The following is a 20694-nucleotide window of genomic DNA, read 5'->3' as shown; positions in this document are numbered from 1 at the left end:
GCAGATTAGCCTGTTTATCAGAACAACGCGCGCTTCTACAGTGCCTTCATCGCAATCATCTGCCCTGCAGAACGAAAGGAATCCCATGCCCCACCGTGATGTTGTCTTCCCCGCAGGCCGCCAGGCGCTGTACGAACGCAACCGCTATTCGCCCGCCGTGCGTGCCAACGGTTTCCTGTTTGTCTCGGGCCAGGTGGGCAGCCGCGAGGACGGCTCGCCCGAGCCCGACCTGGCCGCTCAGGTGCGCCTGGCGTTCAGCAACCTCAATGCCGTGCTGCAGGCAGCAGGCTGCACGTTTGACGATGTGGTGGACGTGACGATGTTTGTGGTCAACCCCGAGGCGAACTTCGAGACCGTCTGGGGCGTCGTGCCCGAGTTCTGGGGCGAGGCGCCCTACCCCACGCTGACGGGCATCGGCGTGACCTGGCTGTACGGCTTTCAGTTCGAGATCAAGGTGATTGCGAAGCTGCCGGACAGCCAGGGCTGACGGCCCAGAAAATTTGAATTAAATAGGCCGCCACCGCCCATCCACCAAGCGCTGGCAGCTATCCAATCAATAGCGCTACAGGTTCGGCGCCAGCAGCCGCTCCAGCACCTTCTCATCCATGCCCCGGCGCTCGGCCATGTCGTGCAGCTGGTCTTCGCCGATCTTGCCGACGTTGAAGTACACCGCGTCGGGGTGGCCAATGTAGAAGCCGCTCACGCTGGCGGCGGGGGTCATGGCCAGGCTCTCGGTCAGGCCCATGCCGATCTCTTCGCACTGCAGCAGGCTGAAGAGGTCGGTCTTAGCGCTGTGGTCCGGGCAGGCGGGGTAGCCGGGCGCGGGGCGGATGCCTGCGTACTTCTCGGCAATCATCTCGTCGTTGCTCAGCTGCTCGCCCGCCGCATAGCCCCACAGGTCGGTGCGCACGCGCTGGTGCAGGCATTCGGCGAAGGCTTCGGCCAGGCGGTCGGCCAGGCTCTTGAGCATGATGGCGGAGTAGTCGTCCAGCGCATCCACAAAGGCCTGCTCCTTCTTCTCCACGCCCAGGCCTGCGGTCACGGCGAACAGACCTGCGTAGTCGGCAATGCCGCTGTCCTTGGGCGCGACAAAATCGGCCAGGCAGCGGCTGGGGCGCATCACGCCGTCGATCATCTGCTTTTCGGTCTGCTGGCGCATGCCGTACCAGGTCATGGCAACCTGGGTGCGGGTTTCATCGGTGTAGAACTCGATGTCGTCGCCCACGCTGTTGGCGGGGTAGAGCGCCAGCACACCACTGGCGCTGAGCCAGCGGCCTTCGGTGAGCTTTTTCAGCATCGCCTGGCCGTCGGCAAACACGCGCGTGGCCTCCACGCCCACCACCTCGTCGGTGAGGATGGCGGGGTACGGGCCTGCCAGGTCCCAGGTCTGGAAGAACGGGCCCCAGTCGATGTACTTGGCCAGCTCGGCCAGGTCGAAGTTCTTGAACACGCGGCGGCCCAGCAGGCGTGGCGTGGGCGGCACGTAGGTGCTGAAGTTGACGGGCGTGCGGTTGGCGCGGGCTTTCTCCAGCGACCACATGGGCGTCTGCTTTTTGTTGGCGTGCTGGGTGCGCACCTTGTCGTAGTCAGCGTTGAGTTCCTGCACGTAGCTGTCCACGCCATCGCCCAGCAGACTCTGCGCCACGCTCACGCTGCGCGAGGCGTCGGGCACGTAGACCACGGGGCCTTCGTAGTGCGGCGCGATCTTCACGGCGGTGTGCACCCGGCTGGTGGTGGCGCCGCCGATGAGCAGCGGGATCTTCTTGATACGGAAGTGGTCGTCCTTCTGCATTTCGCCGGCCACGTACTGCATCTCTTCGAGGCTGGGGGTGATCAGGCCCGACAGGCCCACGATGTCTGCGCCCTCGACCTTGGCACGCGCCAAAATTTCGTGGCAGGGCACCATCACGCCCATGTTCACCACCTCGAAGTTGTTGCACTGGAGCACAACAGTGACGATGTTCTTGCCGATGTCGTGCACGTCGCCCTTGACGGTGGCGATGATGATCTTGCCCTTGCTGCGCACGTCGCGGCCGGCCAGCTCGTCCTGGCGCTTTTCTTCCTCGATGTAGGGGATCAGGTGGGCCACGGCGGACTTCATCACACGCGCGCTTTTCACCACCTGGGGCAGGAACATCTTGCCCGCGCCGAACAGGTCGCCCACCACGTTCATGCCGTCCATGAGCGGGCCTTCGATCACATGCAGCGGGCGGCCGCCCTTGGCAACGATGGCCTGGTAGGCCTCTTCGGTGTCTTCGACGATGAAGTCGGTGATGCCGTGTACCAGCGCGTGGGAAAGGCGCTCGCCCACGGTCTTGGGCGCTTCGGGCGTGCCGCGCCATTCGAGCTTCTTGCTTTCGTCCTTGGCGCCGCTTTTGGCGGTTTCGGCAATCTCCACCAGGCGCTCGCCCGCGTCGGGGCGGCGGTTGAGCACCACGTCTTCGACGCGCTCGCGCAGCACGGGCTCCAGGTCGTCGTACACGCCCACCATGCCCGCATTGACGATGCCCATGTCCATACCCGCCTGGATGGCGTGGTACAGGAACACGGTGTGGATGGCCTCGCGCACGGGGTCATTGCCACGGAAGCTGAACGACACGTTGGACACGCCGCCCGACACCTTGGCGCCGGGCAGGTTCTGCTTGATCCAGCGCGTGGCTTCGATGAAATCGACCGCGTAGTTGTTGTGCTCTTCGATGCCCGTGGCCACGGCGAAGATGTTGGGGTCGAAGATGATGTCTTCGGGCGGGAAGCCCACCTCATCCACCAGCACGCGGTAGGCGCGCTCGCAGATCTCGATCTTGCGGGCGTAGGTGTCGGCCTGGCCCACTTCGTCAAACGCCATCACCACGGCGGCAGCGCCGTAGCGCTTGACGAGGCGCGCCTCGTGCTTGAACTTCTCCACGCCCTCTTTCATGCTGATGGAGTTGACGATGCCCTTGCCCTGGATGCAGCGCAGCCCGGCCTCGATCACCTCCCACTTGGAGCTGTCCACCATGATGGGCACGCGGGCGATGTCGGGCTCGGACGCGATGAGCTGCAGAAACCGCACCATGGCCGCCTTGCTGTCGAGCATGGCCTCGTCCATGTTGATGTCGATGACCTGCGCGCCGTTTTCCACCTGCTGGCGCGCCACGGCCAGGGCTTCTTCGTACTGGCCGTTCAAAATCATGCGCGCGAACGCCTTGGAGCCGGTGACGTTGGTGCGCTCGCCAATGTTGACGAACAGCGTGCCCTCGCCAATGGAGACGGGCTCCAGGCCGGACAGCTTCATGGGGGGCAGGGACGGGGCAGACGCGGACATAGGACTCACCTGTGCAGGGGCAGCAGAAAAACAGGTGAGCGTCGTTGCGGTGGGGCTTGAATAGCTTGTGGAGTGCCCAAGCCTGACGGCCTCACCATGGCGGTGGGGCCGCTGCAACGCTCCTTGGGCAAGGCCCGGATTTTACCGGGTCAGCGCACAGGCAGGAACTGCAGGAAGGTGCCACCCACAATGCCCTGCACATAGCTGATGGCGGCGCGGCGGTACTTTTCGGTGGTGAAGGCAGCCAGCAGGTCCAGCCGCGCGATGATCTTGCCGAACTCGCGCTCAAAGCTCAGGTTGCGGCCCTGGGCGCCGATCTCGTCGGCCAGCAGCAGGGGCTGGCCTTGGGCATTGCGGCGCTGGGCGAGCAGCCAGACGGCGGTCTCCACGTTGCGCGCGGCGTTGTAGAGGTGCTGGGCGTCCACGCCGTCGAGCAAGAAGAACTCCGTCTTGCCGCCATGGGCGGTGATGACCATGTCTGCCGTGGCGTAAATGAAGGCCGCCACGCGGTCGCCCGCGAACTCGGGCGCCAGGGCCTGCGCCATGGCAGCGATGTCGCGGCGGCCCTGCAGCGGGGCCCAAGGCTGGCGCTGCAACACGGCGGTGCGCAGCTGCTCCAGCGCCTGCTCGCGGCTGGTGGCGGTGCCCTTGCGCCATTCGGCGGGGTTGCGGCGGTAGAGCTTGTCGGCCAGGCGCAGCAGGCCGTCCAGGTTCTCCTGCATGGCCAGGGTGGCCATGCGGTTGGCGTCGGACTGGGCCAGCTCGGCCGCTTGGGTGGGCGCGCCTTTCACCTCGCCACGCGGCGTGGGGGCGTTGCTGGCACAGCCTGCCAACACGCAGCAGGACACCGCCACGCCAGCCCACCGACCCGGCAATCCCCGCAGCAGCAGCAATAAAAACGGCCCTCGCATGGGGCCGATTATGGGTGGCGGCTGAGCGCTTCTGCCTCCGCCCGCAGGCGGTTGACATTGTTTGAAGAAGCGCGCCCTGGCTGTTGCTACGACGCTGCCATGGCCGATGCAGGCAGGCCGAACAGGTGGTCAAACACCCAGTTGAAGACGAAGGTGTAGCAAAGGAAGAACACGATGAGCCCCAGGTCCATCACGAACGCGTGCCACAGGCTCACACCGAACCACCAGGCAAACAGCGGCACCAGCGTGAAGACCAGGCCGCCCTCGAACCCGATGGCGTGCGCCACACGCCGCGCCACGCTGCGCCCGCGCACCGGCTGGCGCGCCTCCCAGCGCTCGAAGGCCCAGTTGAAGACGATGTTCCAGACGATGGCAATCACCGAGGCCGCCACCGCCACCACGCTCGAATGCCCCGCGCCCTGGCCCGTGAGCAGCGCCAGGCCCACCGTGGCGGCGCCGATGGCGATCAGTTCGTACAGGGTCACGTAGATCACGCGGCGCTTGACGCCTTGCAGGCCAAAAAGAGTGGGTGTCTTGTCCATGGCCGGTACTTTATATTCGCCACACTGACACATAAAGTCAGCTTATTTCAGTTTTATTGATAGATCAAACCGCCATGGCCTTCAACTCCGACAGCGTGCAGGTGTTTCTGACCGTGCTCGACCAGGGCTCGTTTTCGGCCGCCGCGCGGGCGCTGTCGCGCGTGCCCTCGGCCGTGAGCATGACGATGGCGCATCTGGAGGCCGAGCTGGACATCCAGCTGTTTGACCGCAGCGGCCGCGAGCCCCGCCCCACCGCCGCCGCCCGCGCGCTGGAACCCCAGGCGCGGCTGCTGGCCCAGCAGCTGCAGCAGCTCAACGCCCAGGCGCTGGCGCTCACCCAGGGGCTGGAGGAGCGCCTGACCCTGGCCATTGCCCCCGAGCTGCTGGCCGCGCGCTGGCGCGGCCCGCTGGCGGCGCTGGCGCACGAGTACCCGCTGCTGCAGGTTGAGGTGCTGGCCGCGCCGCAGGTGGACGCACTGGCGCTGCTGCACAGCGGCCGCGCGCAACTGGCGCTGGTGTTTGAACGGCCCAGCATCGACGGGCGCGAGGGGTTTCAGGAGGTGGGCACCGAAACCCTGGTGGCCGTGATCGCGCCAGGGCACCCCGTACTGGCCGGGGCCCGCGCCGCCGCCCAGGCGCGCGGCGAACCCCCCGAGGGCGCCATGCTGCGAGAGGAGCACCTCACCACCACGCGCCAGATCGTGGTGGCCAGCCGCGACCTGGGGCAGACCGACCCGCGTTTTGTGTTCGCCCGCCACCACTGGCGCACCGACAACCACCTGGCGGCGCTGGGCCTGATCGAGGCCGGGCTGGGCTGGGGTTGGCAGCCGCGTGCACTGGTGCAGCCGCGCATTGCGGCGGGCACGCTGGTGGAGATGCCGTTTGAAAACCTCAGCAACGGCACGGCGCTGTGGGTGGATGTGGTGTGGTCCAAGGAGCGGCCCCTGGGCCTGGGCGCGGCGCGGTTTGTGGCGCTGATGCGGGACAGCGCCACGCTGGAAGGGGCGGCGCGGTGACGCGCTGAAGGCGAAAGATATGGGTCAGAAGCGGCTTCTCCACGCGTCCACCATACCTTTATAGCTATTGTTTACATAGCAAACTACGCTTACACAGCCGCGTATTCGCGGCGCTCGCCGTCCTCGGGTACCCACAGGCGGTCGGCCCAGCCACCATCCTCCGCCCGCTGGCGCACGGCGGTGCGGGTGGTGGGGCAGTGGTCCAGCGCCTCCAGGTGGTTGACCACGATGGCGCCCCGGGTGTGCTGCGCGGCCTCGGCCATGTCGGCCGCGTCCATGAGGATTTCTGCCCCCAGGTCAAAACGCGCGCCACCGGCGGGCAGCACGGCCACATCGGGCTGCAGGCGCGCGAGGCAGTCGCGCACCGTGGGCGTGAGCACGGTGTCGCCCGCCAGGTAGACGCTGGGCTCGCCTGGCAGCTCCAGCAGGTAGCCATGGCCGTGTTCCATGAGGCGGCCCACCCAGCCCTGGCCATGCACGCAGGGGATGGGCGTGATGTGGCCGCCCAGCACCAGCGGCTGGCGCCCCGTGCCCGCCAGAGGCAGCACCTGCAGGCCCCGCTGCGCGAGGTAACCCGCATCGCGCGGCATGCACAGCACGGGGATCTGCCGCTCGCGCAGAAAGCGCTTGCCCGGCCGGTCCAGGTGGTCGAAGTGGCCACGCTGGCAGTGCGTGATGAGGGCGTGGGTCACGCGCTGCAGCAGTGCATCTGTGCCCTCGGGCAGCTCCACGATGGGGTTGCGCTGGCGCCCCGCGCCCAGGTAGCGCAGCGCAGGCAGGCTGCCCCGGGGCGCCAGCATGGGGTCCACCAGCAGGCCCACGGGGCGGCCTTCGGGGGAGATGAATTCCAGCAACACGGTGGCATTGCGCAATTGGGTGATCTGCATGGCGGGGCTCCAAAGCCAGTGGGGATGCCATGGATTGTTGGGATTTGCAGGCGCGGCGAGAATGGCCAGCCTAGACAACTTCTTTCCAATTTCTGCCACCTCACCGTCACCATGCCCCCGCCATCCTTGCCTCCCCTGCGTCTGGCCCTGCTGCTGTACCCCGGCTGCATGCCCGCCGGCCTGTTTGCCACGGCCGACCTGGCGCGGGCCGCCAACCTGCGCGCGCAGCGCGCCGTGGTCACCACCTGCTGGGCGGGGGTGGACCTGCAGCCCGTGCCCACCTGGCAGGGCCCGGCCCTCAAGCCCGGCGTGGCGCTGGCGCAGGCCGAGGTGGATGCAGTGCTGGTGCCCGGCCTGTGGCTGTCCTCCCCCGACGGCTGGCAGGCCCCTGCGCTGCAGCAGCAGCTGGCGCACGCCGTGGCGGCGCTGCGCGCCCTGCCCCGCCGTACGCGGGTGTGGAGCTACTGCGCCGGTGTGGCCCTGGCCGCCGCCAGCGGGCGGCTGCGCGGGCGTGGCGCCACGGCCACCTGGTGGCTGCGCGCGGCGCTGGCGCAGCAGTTTGGCGCCGTGCACTGGCGCTTTGACGAGCCGCTGGTGGAAGACGGCCCCACCACCACCGCCGCAGGCGCCAACGGCCACCTGCCGCTGATGCTGCACGCGCTGGCCCAGCGGCTTGATGCCACCGCGCTGGGCGACCTGCAGTCGTTGCTGATGCTGCCGCGCCCACGCACCACCCACCCCGCGTTCGCCGAGCACGACCTGATGGCCGTGACCGACCCCACCCTGCGCCGCGCGCTGCTTTGGGTACAGCGCTGCCCTGCCAGCGCGCTGCGCCTGCCCGCGCTGGCCGAGGCGCTGGCCCTGTCGCCCCGCACCCTGGCGCGGCGGGTGCAGGCGCACACAGGGCTGTCGGCCGGGCTGTGGATGCGGCGCATCAAGCTGCGCCAGGTGGGCGAGGCGCTGTGCGACACGTCCCTGCCCCTCAAGCGCATTGCCGAAGATTTGGGCTTTGCCAGCGAGGCGGGCCTGCACCGCGCGTTTCAGCAGGCCACGGGGCAGACGCCGCTGGCCTATCGCCTGGCCCATGGCTGAAGCCCCCGGATTGACAGCCGACCGGGGGGCGCGGCATCGTTCACCCAAAGGATGCCGCCGGGCGCAAGGTTTGCCACCATGCCCATCCACCCCCACAGCGCCACCACAGGACTCACGCCATGACCGCCTCCACCCACACCGCCACCTGCCATTGCGGCGCCGTTGCCGTCGAAGCCACGCTGGACTTGGCCCAGCCCACCTACCGCTGCAACTGCAGCATCTGCCGCCGCACCCGCTTCTGGCCCTCCGTGGCGCTGCCGGGCGGCTTTCGCATCGTGCAGGGGCAGGATGACCTCACGCGCTACACCTTTGGCAGCCACAAGAACCACCACTACTTCTGCCGCCACTGCGGCGTGCGCGTGTTTGGCCACGGCACCGACACGCCCATGGGCGAGATGTATGGCGTGAATGTGGGCTGCATCGATGGCCTGGCGGACGAAGACCTCGCGCGCCTGGCCGTGGTGCGGGTGGACGGCCTGCACGACCAATGGCAGCAGGCCCCTGCGCACAGCGGGTATCTTTGAGGACCTGTTGAAACCCCCGGCGCATGGCGCCGCCCTGCCAGGAGCCCGCCCGTGCCTTCACCGTTTGCCACCGCTCCGTCTTCCCTCTTGCAGCGCCTGCAGCCCTGGCAACCGCCGGGCAAGCACATGTCGCTGGACGACATTGACCCCGGTGCCAAGCCGTTCTCGCTGGGCGACAAGGCCCGCGACAAGGCAGCGGTGGAAGAGCTGGCGGTGGAGCTGGATGCGCTGCAGAACCTGTTCTACGCCGACAAGCGCTACAAACTGCTGGTGGTGCTGCAGGGCACCGACACCTCGGGCAAGGACGGCACGATCCGGGGCGTGTTCGGGCGCATGAGCGCGCTGGGCGTACACGCCGTGGGCTGGAAGGCGCCCACCGAAACCGAGCGCGCCCACGACTACCTCTGGCGCATCCACCAGCAGGTGCCGCAGGCGGGCGACATCGCGGTGTTCAACCGCAGCCACTACGAGGACGTGCTGGTGCCCGTGGTCAATGGCCGGATCACGCCCGAGCAGCACCAGCAGCGGCTGGCGCACATCAACGACTTTGAGCGCATGCTGAGCGAGACGGGCACCATCGTGCTGAAGTTTCTGCTGCACATCGGCAAGGACGAGCAGCGCGAGCGCCTGCAGGTGCGGCTGGACGACCCGGCCAAGCACTGGAAGTTCAGCATGGGCGACATCGACGCGCGCAAGCGGTGGGCCGACTACCGCCGCGCCTACAACACGCTGCTGGCCGCCACCCACACCCCCTGGGCGCCCTGGACCATCGTGCCCGCCAATTCCAAGACGCACCGCAACCTGATGATTGCCACGGTGCTGCGCGCCGTGCTGCAAGGCCTAGACCTGCGCTACCCGGCGGGCGACCCGGCGCTGGCGCATTTCACCGTCGAATAGGCCTGCCAAGCAGGGCCCGAGCGGCCCCTGCGCGGGGGCAGGCCATGCGCATTCCGGCGCACTCCGGGGCCCCATTTTTTGCTGCAGTGCCGCATGAATGGGCGCTTTCCGCTGGTTATGCATTATTTGCATAGCAGTCAAACACTCCGGCCTTAGACAGCGTGCAACCGCAGGCATAAGCTTCGCGGCTTGAACTGATCCCACAAGGAATTCACCATGTCTTCACCCACTGGCGCTGCCAGCACCACCCACTCCCTGCCCTCGTACCTGCAGGCCGACCACCTCGGCCCCTGGGGCAACTACCTGCAGCAGGTGGACCGCGTCACCCCTTACCTGGGCAGCCTGGCGCGTTGGGTGGAAACGCTCAAGCGCCCCAAGCGCATCCTGATCGTGGACGTGCCGATCGAGCTGGACAACGGCACCATCGCCCACTACGAAGGCTACCGCGTGCAGCACAACCTGAGCCGGGGTCCCGGCAAGGGTGGCGTGCGTTTTCACCAGGACGTGACGCTGTCGGAAGTGATGGCCTTGTCGGCCTGGATGTCGGTGAAGAACGCGGCGGTGAACGTGCCCTACGGCGGCGCCAAGGGCGGTATCCGCGTGGACCCCAAGAAGCTGTCGATGGGTGAACTGGAGCGCCTGACGCGCCGCTACACCAGCGAAATCGGCCTGCTGATCGGCCCGTCCAAGGACATCCCCGCGCCCGACGTGAACACCAACGGCCAGGTCATGGCCTGGATGATGGACACGTACTCGATGAACGTGGGCGCCACCGCCACCGGCGTGGTCACCGGCAAGCCCGTGGACCTGGGCGGCTCGCTGGGCCGCGTCGAAGCCACTGGCCGGGGCGTGTTCACCGTGGGCGTGGAAGCCGCCAAGCTGACCGGCCTGGCGCTGGACGGTGCCCGCGTGGCCGTGCAGGGCTTTGGCAACGTGGGGGGCATTGCCGCCAAGCTGTTTGCCGAAGCGGGTGCCAAGGTGGTGGCTGTGCAGGACCACACCGGCACCATCTTCAACAGCAAGGGCATGGATGTGCCCGCGCTGCTGGCGCATGTGAAGGCCCGTGGCGGCGTGGGCGGCTTTGCTGGCGCCGACGTGATGAAGGCCGAAGAGTTCTGGGGCGTGGATTGCGAGATCCTGATCCCTGCCGCTCTGGAAGGCCAGATCACCAAGGACAACGCGAACCAGATCAAGGCCAAGCTCGTGATCGAAGGCGCCAACGGCCCTACGACCACCGAGGCCGACGACATCCTGACAGAGAAGGGCGTGCTGGTGCTGCCCGACGTGATCGCCAACGCCGGCGGCGTGACGGTGAGCTACTTTGAGTGGGTGCAGGACTTCTCCAGCTTCTTCTGGAGCGAGGACGAAATCAACGCCCGCCTGGTGCGCATCATGCAAGAGGCCTTTGCGGGCATCTGGCAGGTGGCGCAAGAGCACAAGGTGAGCCTGCGCACTGCCACCTTCATCGTGGCCTGCCAGCGCATCCTGCACGCCCGCGAAATGCGCGGCCTGTACCCATAAGCCATCGCCCACACCTTCGGCACGCCCCGACCCGGGGCAGGCCGTCACACCACCGCCAGCCGCTGCGATCCAGCCCTGGCGGTTTTTTCTGGCCGGTACATCGCCAGGCATCCGGTGGCCGAACCGCGATTTGTTGTGCTGCGGCGACGCGGGCCCCGGTGCGTGCCCGCCGTTCGGGGAGCCAAAACGACCGCGCAGGCGAATCCGAAACACAAAGATACGTACACATACAAATGGTCATGTCTTGACACGCGACGGCGTGAAAAACTTCCTGGACTTCGCTTCTACAAGCCCTCTCCCGGGAGACTCCGATGGCTTTTCCATCCCTGCGCAGCCTGGTGGCGCGTTTTCTTCTCAACCGCCTGCGCACCGCACGTTCGGTAGCGCGCCTGGCCTACCGCCGCCATGCCCACAAGCCCGCGCTCATCGACCGGCGCGGCACCCTCACCTACGCGCAGTTGCAAGACCGCGTGTACCGCCTGCAGGCCTGGATGCAGGCCCAGGGCGTTAAAAAAGGGGACGTGGTCTTCACCTGGCTGCCCGAAACCGGTGAGCAGTACGAAACCCGGCTGGCCACGTTCGAGAACGGCACCATCTTTGCGAGCTTTCACAAGCACCTGCCGGCCGATGCGGCGCTGACCACGATGGGCCGCGTCAAGCCCACGGTGTTCATCCACGACCCGCTGCTGAGCGCGCCCATCCTGCAGGCCGTGCGCGAGCAACTGCCCGGCCTGCGCATGCTGGCGCTGGGGGATGAGTACGAAAAGGCCCTGGCGCAACACGCCCCGGCAGCGGGCACGGCCGACGTGCACGAGGACGATGTGTTTGCACTGCACATGACCTCGGGCACCACCGGCCTGCCCAAGTCCATCGGCTACAGCAACCGCAAGTACCTGGACAGCGTGCGCCTGATCTCCCGCGCCATCGACTTCAAGCCGCCAGCGAACGGGCCGGACGTGAACATGCTGGGCCTGCCGCTCACCGGCCCGGGCTCGGGCCTGGTGCTGCCCACGTTGCTGGCGGGTGCGGCGCTCATGATGCCCGAGGACTTTCGCGCCACCACACTGGCCGGGCTGATCCAGAAGCACCGCGTGTCGCGCGCGTTCCTCTCGCCCTCGGCCATCATCGACCTGCTGGACGAGCCCACGCTGGACCAGTACGACCTGTCGTCCCTGACCCACGTGCCCTATGGCTCGGAGATGATGCCCGCGCCCAAGATCGCCGAGGCCATCCGCCGCTTCGGGCCCATCTTCCAGCAGGGCTACGGCTGCCTGGAGGCCCTGCCCCCCATCACCTGGCTGCTGCCCCACGAGCATGTGGACGCGCAGGGCCAACCGCTAGGCAACGACATCCTCTCCACCGTGGGCCGCGTGATGCCGGGGGTAGATGTGGTCATCCGCGACGATCAGTTTGTGCCGCTGCCCCAGGGCCAGATGGGCCTGATCACCGTGATGACGCCCGTGCGGTTCGAGGGCTACTGGCTCGACCCCGAGAAGACCAGCGAAACCCTGCGCGACGGCTGGGTGGTGATGGGCGACGTGGGCTATTTCGACACTGCAGGCTACCTGCACGTGCTGGGCCGCAGCGCCGACCGCGTGGTGCGCAACGGCCACGCCCTGAACCCGCGCGAGATCGAGGAAGTGGCGCATTGCCACCCCGCCGTGAAGGAAGCCTGTCTGGTGCAGCACGGCAGCGCCGCCGTGCTGGTGGTGAGCCTGCGGCAAAGCTGGCGCACCGACCGCAGCACGCAGCCGCTCGAACACGACCTGGCCGAGTTCCTGGTGCAGCACCTGCCCGCCGAGATGCAGCCCGACGATGTGCGTGTGGTGCCCGAGATCCCGCGCAGCTTCCTCAACAAGATGCTGCGCCGCGAAGTGCGCCTGATGCTGGAGGCCGCACCGCCCCGCACCCACGCTTCCCAGACCCCATCACTGGGTGCTGCTGACCACATCACCGGCCAACCCGCAACCGCGCACCCATGAGCCCCTCCGCGACCCGCCTGAGCCTGGGCACCAAACTCGGCTACGCCGTGGGCAATGTCGGCCTGCAGATGCTGATTGCCGCCATGAGTTTTCTGCTCATGATCTTCTACACCGACGTGGCCCTGGTGCCACCCGCCGTGGCAGGCGCCGCGCTGCTGGTGGGCAAGGTGTGGGACACCATCAACGACCCGCTGTTTGGCTGGATGACCGACCGCACCCGCTCGCGCCACGGCCGCCACCGGGTGTACCTGATCTATGGCGCCATCCCGCTGGGGCTGGCGGCGGCCGCCGTGTGGATGGTGCCGCCGGGCCTCTCGCACGTGGCCGCCTTCCTGTGGATCGCCATCACCTACACCGTGTTCGACACGATGATGACCCTGGTGCAGCTGCCCTACCAGGCCATGGCCGCGAACATGACGCAGGACTATGACGAGCGCACCAGCCTCACGGCCTTTGCGTCCATGGGCGCACTGCTGGGCTTTTTTGCGGGCAGCGTGCTCATGCCCGTGCTGGTGCGGGCCGCGCCCGATGCACGCACGGGCTACGCGCTGGCGGGCGCCGTGTTTGGGCTGGTGGCGGGCGTGGCCGTGGCCGTGGTGGCCTGGCGCGTGCGCGAGCCCGCAGCCAGTGCCCCACCGGCCGCCGAGGCCCATGCACCACCCCTCTGGAGCAGCGTGCGCGCCACGCTGGCCACCACGCTGCACAACCGCCCCTTTCTGCTGCTGATGAGCGCCGCCACCCTGGTGCGCCTGGGCTTCACGCTGGTGCAGGCCTCGCTGGCCTACTTCGTGATCTACCAGCTGCAGGGCGACAAGGGCGACCTGCCCCGCTACATGGGCACCTTGCTGGGCGTGGTGGGGCTGTCGCTGTTCGTATGGAAGGTGGTGGTGGACCGCTGGGAGAAGAACCGGGCTTACATCCTCGGGCTGGTGTTGTGCGCGGCCGGGCTGCTGGCGCTGTACTGGGTCCAACCTGGCGATCAGCGCCTGATGACGGCGATCCTGGTGGTGGTGGGCATCGGCATGGGCGCGCACTGGATCGTGCCATTTGCCATGGTGCCCGACACCATCGACCACGGCCACATGCAGGCCGGCGAGCGCCAGACGGGCATGTACTACGGGCTCTACGGCCTGATGGACAAGCTGGCGCGCACACTCGCCACGGTGCTCGTGGCGGGCATGCTGGACATGACGGGCTATGTGCCCAACGTGGCGCAGTCGGCCGATGCGCTGCAGGGCATCACTCTGATGACGGGCGTGTTGCCCGGGCTGTGCCTGGTGCTGGCGATTCCGCTGCTGCTGGCGTATCCGATCACACGGTCGCGCCACGCAGAGATTCGGGGCCACACCGGCATGCGCTGACCCCTGCAGGCCGCCCGTTCATTCCAGCCAGCGAACGTTCTGCAGAACTTCGTCGAAAAAGCTGCGCAAGGTGGCGGCCGACATGTTGTAGGGGTCAAAGTCCGCCGTCCCCGAGTACTTCAGAAACAGCTGGCGGTTGGATTCAACCGACGCAATCAGGCCCATCGACCAGCCCGTGAAACGCCGGTAGGGAATCTCGCTCAGATCCAGCACGGCCGTGTCGCGGTGGCGGCTGTCCTTGAGCAGGCGGTGGTACAGCACGTTGACCGCAGCACGGTCACCCTCCAGCAGCTGCAAGAAGATGCCGTTGTGCAGGCACAGCGCGCCCGTGATGCCAGCGCGGGTGTTGTTGCGCTGCGATGCCCCCAGGATGTCTTTGACGTCTGCGGGCCCCAGCACACGCGAGGACCGGCTCGCGTAAATCAGTTGAATCAGCATGGGTGTCTCCAAAACGCCAAGTGTGTCAGCGTCGGCCTGCTGCAGTTGGCCGTCGGGCGAAAGCCCCTTCGGCGCAGGCGCGCCCGGCGCAGAGCCGACATGGAGGGTCTTTGCACGAGCGGGCCCCGCCGCCGGGACGGATCGTGTACCTTCGGCCAGCTCAACCCCCGTTCCCCACACCACACCCATGAAGGAATGGCATCCTCCCTTGCCCGCTGACAATGCCCGCATCCAGGCGGCGCTCACCGATCCCCAGCGGCTGGCAGCGGTGCATGACACCGGTTTGCTCGACAGCATTGCGGAAGAGAGCTTTGACCGGCTGACCCGGCTGGCATCCAAGATCACCGGAGCGCCCGTCGCCTTTGTGTCGCTGCTGGACGCGCACCGTGACTTCTACAAAAGCACCTTCGGCCTGGACGGGCCTTTGAACACCCTGCGGCAGCTCACGGGACGAACCTTCTGCCACTATTCCCTGGTGTCGGAGGGGCCCCTGGTGCTGGAAGACGCCACACAGCTGCCAGTGTTCCGCGACGTGCCCACCGTGGCGTCCCTGGGGGTGCGGGCCTATGCGGGCATTCCCCTGACCACCGAGGCGGGGCAGGTGCTAGGCAGTTTTTGCGCGGTGGATTTCAAGGCCAAGCGGTGGACGACGCAGGACATCGAAATTTTGCAGGAGCTGGCCCACTCCGCCATGCGCGAGATCCGGCTGCGCCGGGCACTGCACGACGCCGAGGCGCTCAACCAGCAGCTGGTGCAACAGCTGCGCAAGGTGGATGAGCTGAACCTGGCCCTCCACGAGCTGGCCCGGACCGACCCGCTCACCGGCTTGCGCAACCGGCGTGCCTTTGACGACAGCCTCGGGCAAGAGATAGCCGCCGTAGAGCGCACGCGCTCGCCCCTGAGCCTGCTGGTGCTGGACGTGGACCATTTCAAGCAGATCAATGACAGCTTCGGCCACGACGCCGGGGACAAGGTGCTGCGGTCCATCGCCCAGGTGCTGGGCGGCTGCGTCCGGATCATCGACATCGTGGCGCGGGTGGGCGGTGAAGAATTTGCCGTGATCCTGCCCCACACCGGCGCACAGGGCGCACACGAGGTCGCCCAGCGCATGCGCGCCGCTGTGGCCCAGGCAAGCTGGCTGAGCCAGCCCACCACCATCAGCATTGGTGCGGCCACCTTGCAGGAGGCGGAAAGTGCCAGCCGCTTTCTCGCCCGCGCCGATGCAGCGCTGTACACCGCCAAGAGGTCTGGACGCAACCGCGTGGTGGCGGCGTAGAGCGGCTAACAAAACTCTTCTGGCGTCGTTGCCACGTCTTGCCGTACTGCTCGTACTGCCTGCGACGCAGCGCCTAGCCAGAATCGCTTCGCTGAGTTTTGTCAGCCGCTCTCAGGGCCTGTTCGCAAACGCTCAGCGGGGCCGGAGGTCGAGCGCTGCGGCATCCACCGCCGCCACCGAGCGAAATGCGGGCCTGGCAAACAGGTAGCCCTGCATCAGGCGGATGCCCACATCCACCAGAAAGTCGCGCTCTGCAGGTGTCTCGATGCCTTCGGCGACGACCTGGATGCCCATCTCCTCGCACAGCCGCACCAAATTGCGCACGATGGCCTGGCGGGCGCGGTTGGTGTCCACGTTGCGGATCAGGTCCATGTCGATCTTGATGATGTCGGGCTGGAAGTCCGACAGCAGCTTCATGCCCGCAAAACCCGCGCCAAAGTCGTCGATGGCAGTCTGGAACCCGCAGCGTTTGTATTCGCGCAGGATCTGGGCGAACCAGGGGCCGTCCTCGATGCGCTCGCCCTCGGTCACCTCAAAGATGATCTGCGAAAGCGGAAAGCCATGCGCCCGGGCTGCTTCCAGCGTGGTGCGGATGCACACCTCGGGCTTGTAGATCGCATTGGGCAGGAAGTTGATCGACACTGGCTGCGTCAGCCCCAGCGCGGCCGCACCCTTGATGGCCTTGACCCGGCAGGCCTGGTCGAAACGGTAGCGGTTGAGGTCGTTGACCTGCGACAGCACAGAGGTTGCCCCCTCGCCGTTGGGCCCCCGCACCAGGGCTTCGTGTGCAAAGACTGTGCGGCACTCCACGTCCACGATGGGCTGGTAGGCGTAGTCAAACTGAAACCCCAACCCTACGGCCGCACCGCAGTCCTCGCAGTCGCGGGGCGTGCCACCCAGCGGCACAAAATCGATGGGGAAGGAAGGGTTGGACGGGGAGAGGGGAAGCGCACGCATGGATCCGATTCTCCGTTCGATTCACAAGACACGAAGCGTTGCCGGATTGGAACCCATACAGGCCGCTGGCTGCAAATGGCCGTGCGAAAAACCGGGTGCAAAAGCCTGCCTGTGGCCCCCTGCCCATCAAGCACCAGGCACCGGCCCCACCGGCTCGGGCGGCAGCACACCCCGCATCGCCAGGCAAAACGGCTGCACACAGGCCGCCCGCGCGGCATAGGGGCAGCCCACCGTTTCGCACAGACCCGATGCGCCGTTGCGCGCCCGGTCCTCCTCGCGGGGCACCTGTCCGCTGGCCTGCAGCACGGCCATCTGTGTCCAGGGGTCCAGGCGGCCGGTGGCTTGCTGCAGCATGTCGCGGCCATACACGGTGGCTGCGAGCTGCGGCTGAAAGTCCAGCACCAGCAGCGCACTGGTGCGCGGCGCCGCCGCATCGGCCCCCTGCAGCACCAGCGCCAGCACCCCCGACTGCAGCGCCTGCGCGGGGCCTGCAAACGGCGCCTGCAGCGGTAGGGCCCCCGACGGGCCCGCTGCCCCCTGCGCAGCGGCAGGCGCGGGCTGCTGCGCCGCGATCCAGGGCACCGGCACACGCAGGGTCAGCGCAAAACTGCGGGGGCCCTCGGGCGTCAGCACCGCACCCTGGCGCACCAGCCAGGTCTGCAGCGGCGGGGCGTCGGCATCCAGCGCACCCCACTCCAGCGCCTGCGCCAGCCCCACAGGCCAGGGCTGGGCGGCCACCACCCGCTGGGGGGAGCCACTGCCTGCCGTGAGCTGCTCCACCAGCGCACGCACCATGCCCATCTGGGGCGCACCAAGCCCGGTGGTGGGCCAGTCCGCACCCCGCACAGCGGCTGCGGCACCCGCTGCCGTTGCGGGTGCTCCCACAGGCAGTGGCGGGGGTGATACAGGCCCGCGCGGAGCCGAACCCGCCCGCGCGCCCGGCGCGGCACCCACGGCACCGGCCCCCGGGCCCGCCCCTTCGCGCCGGGGCTCAAAACCGGCGCCCAGCTGCTCACGCGCCTGGAGCGAGATGCTGGCCTTGTCGGCGGGTGCAGGCAGCGGCCCGGCGGCTGGGCTGGGCGATGTGGCCGTGGGCGGCGGGGCGCTGGCATCGGCCGGTGGCAGCGGCGCAGGGGCCACGCCGGGCTTTTTGTCCAGCCCCAGCAGCGCCGTCTGCCGCTGCAGCGCCGCCTCGGCCAGAAACTGGGCCACGGGGGGCAGCGCGCTGCGGGAAGGGTCGATGGGAAGGGCCATACCAGACGAGCAGGGAGATGCCGGATTCTGGAGCCATTCCCCCGGTATGAACAGCCCCGGTACCCGGGACTCATTCGCTATATTTTTAATAGCTTATAAGGCATGCCTATCGCGCGCAAAGGCCATTTTTGACTCAGAATCTGGGGCCCAGAAGCTCCGCCCGCCGGTCGCACGCCCACCATGCCCTCGCTCCGCTCCACTTCTGCGCCCTTGCTGGGCGCCCCACCCCCGCCGCACCGGGGGGTGGCCCCGGTCCTGCTGTGTGCGGTGGTGGGCTTCTTGCTGCTGGGGGCCTGGTTGCTGGCACCGAACTGGGAACGTGCCTTCCGCTCCGACCACTCCCCGGCCGCGTGGTTGTCGGGGGCGCTGCTGCTCGCGCTCAGCATCACTGCCTTGCGGATGGTGGGCGACCGCGCCCTGCCCCGGTGGCTGGGCGCCTGGCTGGCGCTCTCGTTTTTTGTGCTGGCGCTGGACGAGCAGTTCATGCTGCATGAGCTGTGGAAGTTCCGCTGCCACGAATGGACCGATGCCTGCCGCTGGAGCGCTGTGCGCGAAGCGCCCTTGCTGGCTGTGGCCGTGGTGGGGTTTGGAACGCTGGCTTGGCTGCACCGCGCATTGAGCCACCGCAGCACCCGCTGCCTGCTGTGGGCCGGGTTTGCCGTGGGCCTGGTGGCGATTGCCGTGGACCAGTGGCCCGGAGTGCAGCCCCACCTGCCGTGGCTGCCGGAGTTGCCCGCGCTGCTCGCCACACTCGAAGAAGCGCTGGAGGTGGTGGCCGAGGCCCTGGTGCTGGCGGCGCTGCTGCGGCAGCCGGGCGGGCGATAAGGGCCGACGGCCGTCGCATGCAGCGGCCGGGCGCGCGCCGCATCACTCCCCCGTGCGCCGCCACACCAGCCCCAGCGCCTTGACCTTCTGCCAGGCACTGGCGCGTTCGTCCGAGAGCACGTCCAGAAAGTCCGACAAGCGCTTGGACTTGACCATGGTGTACACCGTCAGCGAGGTGGTCAGCACAAACACCACCGCAAAAATCCCCAGCTTCTTCCCCACGGGCGCATCGGCCTCGGCCAGCAGGTTCATGCCCAGGAAACCTGTGGTCACGGTGCCGATCAGGCCAAAAATGGTCACCACCGTCAGCCTCACCACGGTGTTGGCCTGGCGGCGCAGGCTGTCGGCGTCCAGGTACTGGTTCATTTCGCCGATGCGTTCCTTGACCTCGGTGTACAGCGGGTCCAGCCCGAGGTGGTTGGCGCACAGGCGAAACAGGGCGCGCACCTGGGCCTGCTCGGAGACCTCGTGGAACCAGTACCGGTGCGTGAAGCGCAAGAAACTGGCAAAGCTGTCGCGGATGGTGCGCTTGAAGCGGCGCACGCTGGCGGCGTCGGCAATGTCCAGGTTCTTCAGCGCCTCGGCCAGCCGGTCCGAGAACATCAGCAGCGCCGCCTTCTGGAAATGCGCAATCAGGAACAGCAAAAAATGCTGGTGTCGGAACTGCGCCAGCACCCCCCGGTCGCGGCAGACATAAAACGGGCTGTTGGCATCACCCAGCACCAGCAGCGAATGGCCACTGCACAAATAGCGCGTGTAGGGGGCAGCGCCGCTACTGCTCCAGAACCGGTCGTAGCAGAACCGCTTTTCAAAGTCGGCCAGGTGTTCTTCGGCATACGGCAGGCAGGCGTCGTCGCCCGGCCGGGCCGCCCCGGTCACCAGCCCGAGACGCACAAAGTCGCTGCGGCTCAAGGCGCGCGGGTCGTCCAGCGCCAGAAACGCCAGCTGTGGCATGCGGTAGTACTCGATCTGCCGGTAGCGCAGGGGGCCGCTGCGCTCCGAGTGGTCACTCACCAGCGGCTCCAGCAGCCAGGCCCAGTGGGCAGCAATGCGCGGGGCGCGGTGGCTGCTGACATGGGCCATGAAAAGGTCACGCTGGTTGGCGTCGGACTGGGCCAGCACCTGCCCGGCGGCGTCCAGCCATTCGGCGCTGAACAGGCAATGCTGGGCATGGCCGTCCGCGTCCCAGCTGGCCGGGTAGCCACGGCCAAAGCGGTACAGCAGCTCCTGCGCCTGGGGCAGCGCCAGGTCGCGGGCACTGACCTCGACATTGAGCAGCACCAGATCCAGGTCGAGAAAAAAGTACAGGTCCACATGCACGATGTCGAGCGTGATCGGCGCCGCGCCGGGGTGCAGCACCGCCCGCACGGCGCTCACATCGCTGCGCCGGAACACACGCATGGGCGAGCCCGTGGCGCTGCCGCCTTTCTGGCTGCGGCCCTCGCCGTACAGAAAGCGCTGCACATAGGGCAAGAAGGTCACGAACTCGTTGTAGTGGCGTTCGTGAAAGCGCTGGCTGTCGCCTGTGAATTCATCCACCACCTCGCGCCAGGGCGAGGCCTCGCCCATGTCCGCCAGCACCTCCCAGGGCTTGGCGTGTCGCCCCTCGGAGCCCCGCACCGGCATCAGGCGAAGGGGCCACAGCAGGACCTGGCGCAGTTCCCGCACGCAGACGGGATGGGATTCAGCGGACATGGGATGGCCTTTCGTGGAGACGGGATTGCGTGCCAGGCGCTGGCAGCGTGCACACCAGGCGCCGCAGGTGGCACGGGCCCGCTGCAGAGCAAAGCGCGTGGCGATCTCGGAAACCATGCTACCCAAAACCACCCGGGAGAATGGCTTGGCAGGCCGTTGGCAGCGCGGCAGGCGGCCACAACGGGCCGTCTCACGGGGGCATCACCGGGCCA

18 protein-coding genes and 1 riboswitch are annotated in these 20694 nt (G+C 67.6%); of the genes, 10 read left to right on the top strand and 8 right to left on the bottom strand.

What is annotated here, in order from left to right; translation table 11 throughout:
* The first annotated feature begins 85 nt into the window (after positions 1-85).
* Positions 86-487 carry a RidA family protein gene (locus tag ACSQ3O_RS01075; protein ID WP_436137560.1) on the top strand — a complete coding sequence of 134 codons (402 nt, stop codon included), beginning with the start codon at positions 86-88 and terminating at the stop codon, positions 485-487.
* 75 nt (positions 488-562) lie between these two features.
* Here ACSQ3O_RS01075 and metH read toward each other — a convergent pair whose 3' ends face one another.
* The 3 genes from metH to ACSQ3O_RS01060 form a co-directional block, all read right to left on the bottom strand.
* Positions 563-3313 (bottom strand): methionine synthase, encoded by a 2751-nt coding sequence (gene metH / locus ACSQ3O_RS01070; RefSeq protein ID WP_436137559.1) that lies wholly within the window; start codon positions 3311-3313, stop codon positions 563-565.
* A 20-nt stretch (positions 3314-3333) separates the two neighbouring features.
* Positions 3334-3435, bottom strand: a riboswitch (S-adenosyl-L-homocysteine riboswitch).
* 18 nt (positions 3436-3453) lie between these two features.
* Positions 3454-4215 (bottom strand): hypothetical protein, encoded by a 762-nt coding sequence (locus tag ACSQ3O_RS01065; RefSeq protein ID WP_298451649.1) that lies wholly within the window; start codon positions 4213-4215, stop codon positions 3454-3456.
* An 86-nt stretch (positions 4216-4301) separates the two neighbouring features.
* The gene (locus ACSQ3O_RS01060) at positions 4302-4757 is read right to left on the bottom strand and encodes a PACE efflux transporter (RefSeq protein WP_056057131.1); all 456 of its coding nucleotides are present in this window, start codon (positions 4755-4757) and stop codon (positions 4302-4304) included.
* Between the two features lie 74 nt (positions 4758-4831).
* Here ACSQ3O_RS01060 and ACSQ3O_RS01055 point away from each other — a divergent pair, with 74 nt between their 5' ends.
* On the top strand, positions 4832-5773 hold the full coding sequence (locus ACSQ3O_RS01055) for a LysR family transcriptional regulator (protein ID WP_436137558.1): 942 nt from the start codon (positions 4832-4834) through the stop codon (positions 5771-5773).
* Between the two features lie 89 nt (positions 5774-5862).
* On the opposite strand, the gene ACSQ3O_RS01050 is transcribed toward ACSQ3O_RS01055, so the two are convergent.
* A complete protein-coding gene (locus tag ACSQ3O_RS01050) occupies positions 5863-6660 on the bottom strand; it encodes an MBL fold metallo-hydrolase (protein ID WP_436137557.1) in 798 nt (265 codons plus the stop codon).
* A gap of 111 nt (positions 6661-6771) precedes the next feature.
* Here ACSQ3O_RS01050 and ACSQ3O_RS01045 point away from each other — a divergent pair, with 111 nt between their 5' ends.
* The 6 genes from ACSQ3O_RS01045 (at position 6772) to ACSQ3O_RS01020 (ending at position 14037) form a co-directional block, all read left to right on the top strand.
* On the top strand, positions 6772-7752 hold the full coding sequence (locus ACSQ3O_RS01045) for a helix-turn-helix domain-containing protein (protein ID WP_436137556.1): 981 nt from the start codon (positions 6772-6774) through the stop codon (positions 7750-7752).
* Between the two features lie 119 nt (positions 7753-7871).
* Positions 7872-8276 carry a GFA family protein gene (locus ACSQ3O_RS01040; RefSeq protein WP_436137555.1) on the top strand — a complete coding sequence of 135 codons (405 nt, stop codon included), beginning with the start codon at positions 7872-7874 and terminating at the stop codon, positions 8274-8276.
* A 51-nt stretch (positions 8277-8327) separates the two neighbouring features.
* Positions 8328-9173 carry a PPK2 family polyphosphate kinase gene (locus ACSQ3O_RS01035; RefSeq protein ID WP_436137554.1) on the top strand — a complete coding sequence of 282 codons (846 nt, stop codon included), beginning with the start codon at positions 8328-8330 and terminating at the stop codon, positions 9171-9173.
* Positions 9174-9389: 216 nt separating this feature from the next.
* A complete protein-coding gene (locus tag ACSQ3O_RS01030; protein WP_436137553.1) occupies positions 9390-10694 on the top strand; it encodes a Glu/Leu/Phe/Val family dehydrogenase in 1305 nt (434 codons plus the stop codon).
* Between the two features lie 311 nt (positions 10695-11005).
* Positions 11006-12676 carry a class I adenylate-forming enzyme family protein gene (locus ACSQ3O_RS01025; RefSeq protein ID WP_436137552.1) on the top strand — a complete coding sequence of 557 codons (1671 nt, stop codon included), beginning with the start codon at positions 11006-11008 and terminating at the stop codon, positions 12674-12676.
* On the top strand, positions 12673-14037 hold the full coding sequence (locus tag ACSQ3O_RS01020; RefSeq protein WP_436137551.1) for an MFS transporter: 1365 nt from the start codon (positions 12673-12675) through the stop codon (positions 14035-14037). The genes ACSQ3O_RS01025 and ACSQ3O_RS01020 overlap by 4 nt, the downstream gene beginning before the upstream one ends.
* 18 nt (positions 14038-14055) lie before the next feature.
* On the opposite strand, the gene ACSQ3O_RS01015 is transcribed toward ACSQ3O_RS01020, so the two are convergent.
* Positions 14056-14475, bottom strand: coding sequence for a BLUF domain-containing protein (locus ACSQ3O_RS01015; RefSeq protein ID WP_298451619.1), 420 nt, complete (start codon positions 14473-14475; stop codon positions 14056-14058).
* A gap of 187 nt (positions 14476-14662) precedes the next feature.
* On the opposite strand from ACSQ3O_RS01015, the gene ACSQ3O_RS01010 reads away from it, so the two are divergent.
* The gene (locus ACSQ3O_RS01010; protein WP_436137550.1) at positions 14663-15751 is read left to right on the top strand and encodes a sensor domain-containing diguanylate cyclase; all 1089 of its coding nucleotides are present in this window, start codon (positions 14663-14665) and stop codon (positions 15749-15751) included.
* 132 nt (positions 15752-15883) lie between these two features.
* Here the strand turns inward: ACSQ3O_RS01010 and ACSQ3O_RS01005 are convergent, their stop codons facing one another.
* A complete protein-coding gene (locus ACSQ3O_RS01005; protein ID WP_436137549.1) occupies positions 15884-16708 on the bottom strand; it encodes an EAL domain-containing protein in 825 nt (274 codons plus the stop codon).
* Positions 16709-16834: 126 nt separating this feature from the next.
* On the bottom strand, positions 16835-17962 hold the full coding sequence (locus ACSQ3O_RS01000) for a hypothetical protein (protein ID WP_436137548.1): 1128 nt from the start codon (positions 17960-17962) through the stop codon (positions 16835-16837).
* Between the two features lie 180 nt (positions 17963-18142).
* Between ACSQ3O_RS01000 and ACSQ3O_RS00995 the strand changes: the two genes are divergently transcribed.
* Positions 18143-18787: a hypothetical protein gene (locus tag ACSQ3O_RS00995; protein WP_436137547.1), complete on the top strand. Its 645-nt coding sequence runs from the start codon at positions 18143-18145 to the stop codon at positions 18785-18787.
* A 42-nt stretch (positions 18788-18829) separates the two neighbouring features.
* Here ACSQ3O_RS00995 and ACSQ3O_RS00990 read toward each other — a convergent pair whose 3' ends face one another.
* Entirely contained in the window at positions 18830-20482 is a 1653-nt protein-coding gene (locus ACSQ3O_RS00990; RefSeq protein WP_436137546.1) for a hypothetical protein, read from the bottom strand.
* Positions 20483-20694: the final 212 nt, after the last annotated feature.

The organism is Acidovorax sp. LjRoot74, assembly GCF_964254355.1.
Lineage (GTDB): Bacteria > Pseudomonadota > Gammaproteobacteria > Burkholderiales > Burkholderiaceae_C > Acidovorax.
This window is presented reverse-complemented; position numbering and strand designations above follow the sequence as displayed.

Bases quoted from the DNA above. Each gene is read 5' to 3' on its own strand.
- ACSQ3O_RS01065 (WP_298451649.1), bottom strand. From the start codon at position 4,215: ATGCGAGGGCCGTTTTTATTGCTGCTGCTGCGGGGATTGCCGGGTCGG.
- ACSQ3O_RS01025 (WP_436137552.1), top strand. From the start codon at position 11,006: ATGGCTTTTCCATCCCTGCGCAGCCTGGTGGCGCGTTTTCTTCTCAAC.
- ACSQ3O_RS01020 (WP_436137551.1), top strand. From the start codon at position 12,673: ATGAGCCCCTCCGCGACCCGCCTGAGCCTGGGCACCAAACTCGGCTAC.
- ACSQ3O_RS01060 (WP_056057131.1), bottom strand. From the start codon at position 4,757: ATGGACAAGACACCCACTCTTTTTGGCCTGCAAGGCGTCAAGCGCCGC.
- ACSQ3O_RS01045 (WP_436137556.1), top strand. From the start codon at position 6,772: ATGCCCCCGCCATCCTTGCCTCCCCTGCGTCTGGCCCTGCTGCTGTAC.
- ACSQ3O_RS01040 (WP_436137555.1), top strand. From the start codon at position 7,872: ATGACCGCCTCCACCCACACCGCCACCTGCCATTGCGGCGCCGTTGCC.
- ACSQ3O_RS01015 (WP_298451619.1), bottom strand. From the start codon at position 14,475: ATGCTGATTCAACTGATTTACGCGAGCCGGTCCTCGCGTGTGCTGGGG.
- ACSQ3O_RS01005 (WP_436137549.1), bottom strand. From the start codon at position 16,708: ATGCGTGCGCTTCCCCTCTCCCCGTCCAACCCTTCCTTCCCCATCGAT.
- ACSQ3O_RS00995 (WP_436137547.1), top strand. From the start codon at position 18,143: ATGCCCTCGCTCCGCTCCACTTCTGCGCCCTTGCTGGGCGCCCCACCC.
- ACSQ3O_RS01030 (WP_436137553.1), top strand. From the start codon at position 9,390: ATGTCTTCACCCACTGGCGCTGCCAGCACCACCCACTCCCTGCCCTCG.
- ACSQ3O_RS01050 (WP_436137557.1), bottom strand. From the start codon at position 6,660: ATGCAGATCACCCAATTGCGCAATGCCACCGTGTTGCTGGAATTCATC.
- ACSQ3O_RS01010 (WP_436137550.1), top strand. From the start codon at position 14,663: ATGAAGGAATGGCATCCTCCCTTGCCCGCTGACAATGCCCGCATCCAG.
- ACSQ3O_RS01075 (WP_436137560.1), top strand. From the start codon at position 86: ATGCCCCACCGTGATGTTGTCTTCCCCGCAGGCCGCCAGGCGCTGTAC.
- ACSQ3O_RS01055 (WP_436137558.1), top strand. From the start codon at position 4,832: ATGGCCTTCAACTCCGACAGCGTGCAGGTGTTTCTGACCGTGCTCGAC.
- ACSQ3O_RS01000 (WP_436137548.1), bottom strand. From the start codon at position 17,962: ATGGCCCTTCCCATCGACCCTTCCCGCAGCGCGCTGCCCCCCGTGGCC.
- ACSQ3O_RS00990 (WP_436137546.1), bottom strand. From the start codon at position 20,482: ATGTCCGCTGAATCCCATCCCGTCTGCGTGCGGGAACTGCGCCAGGTC.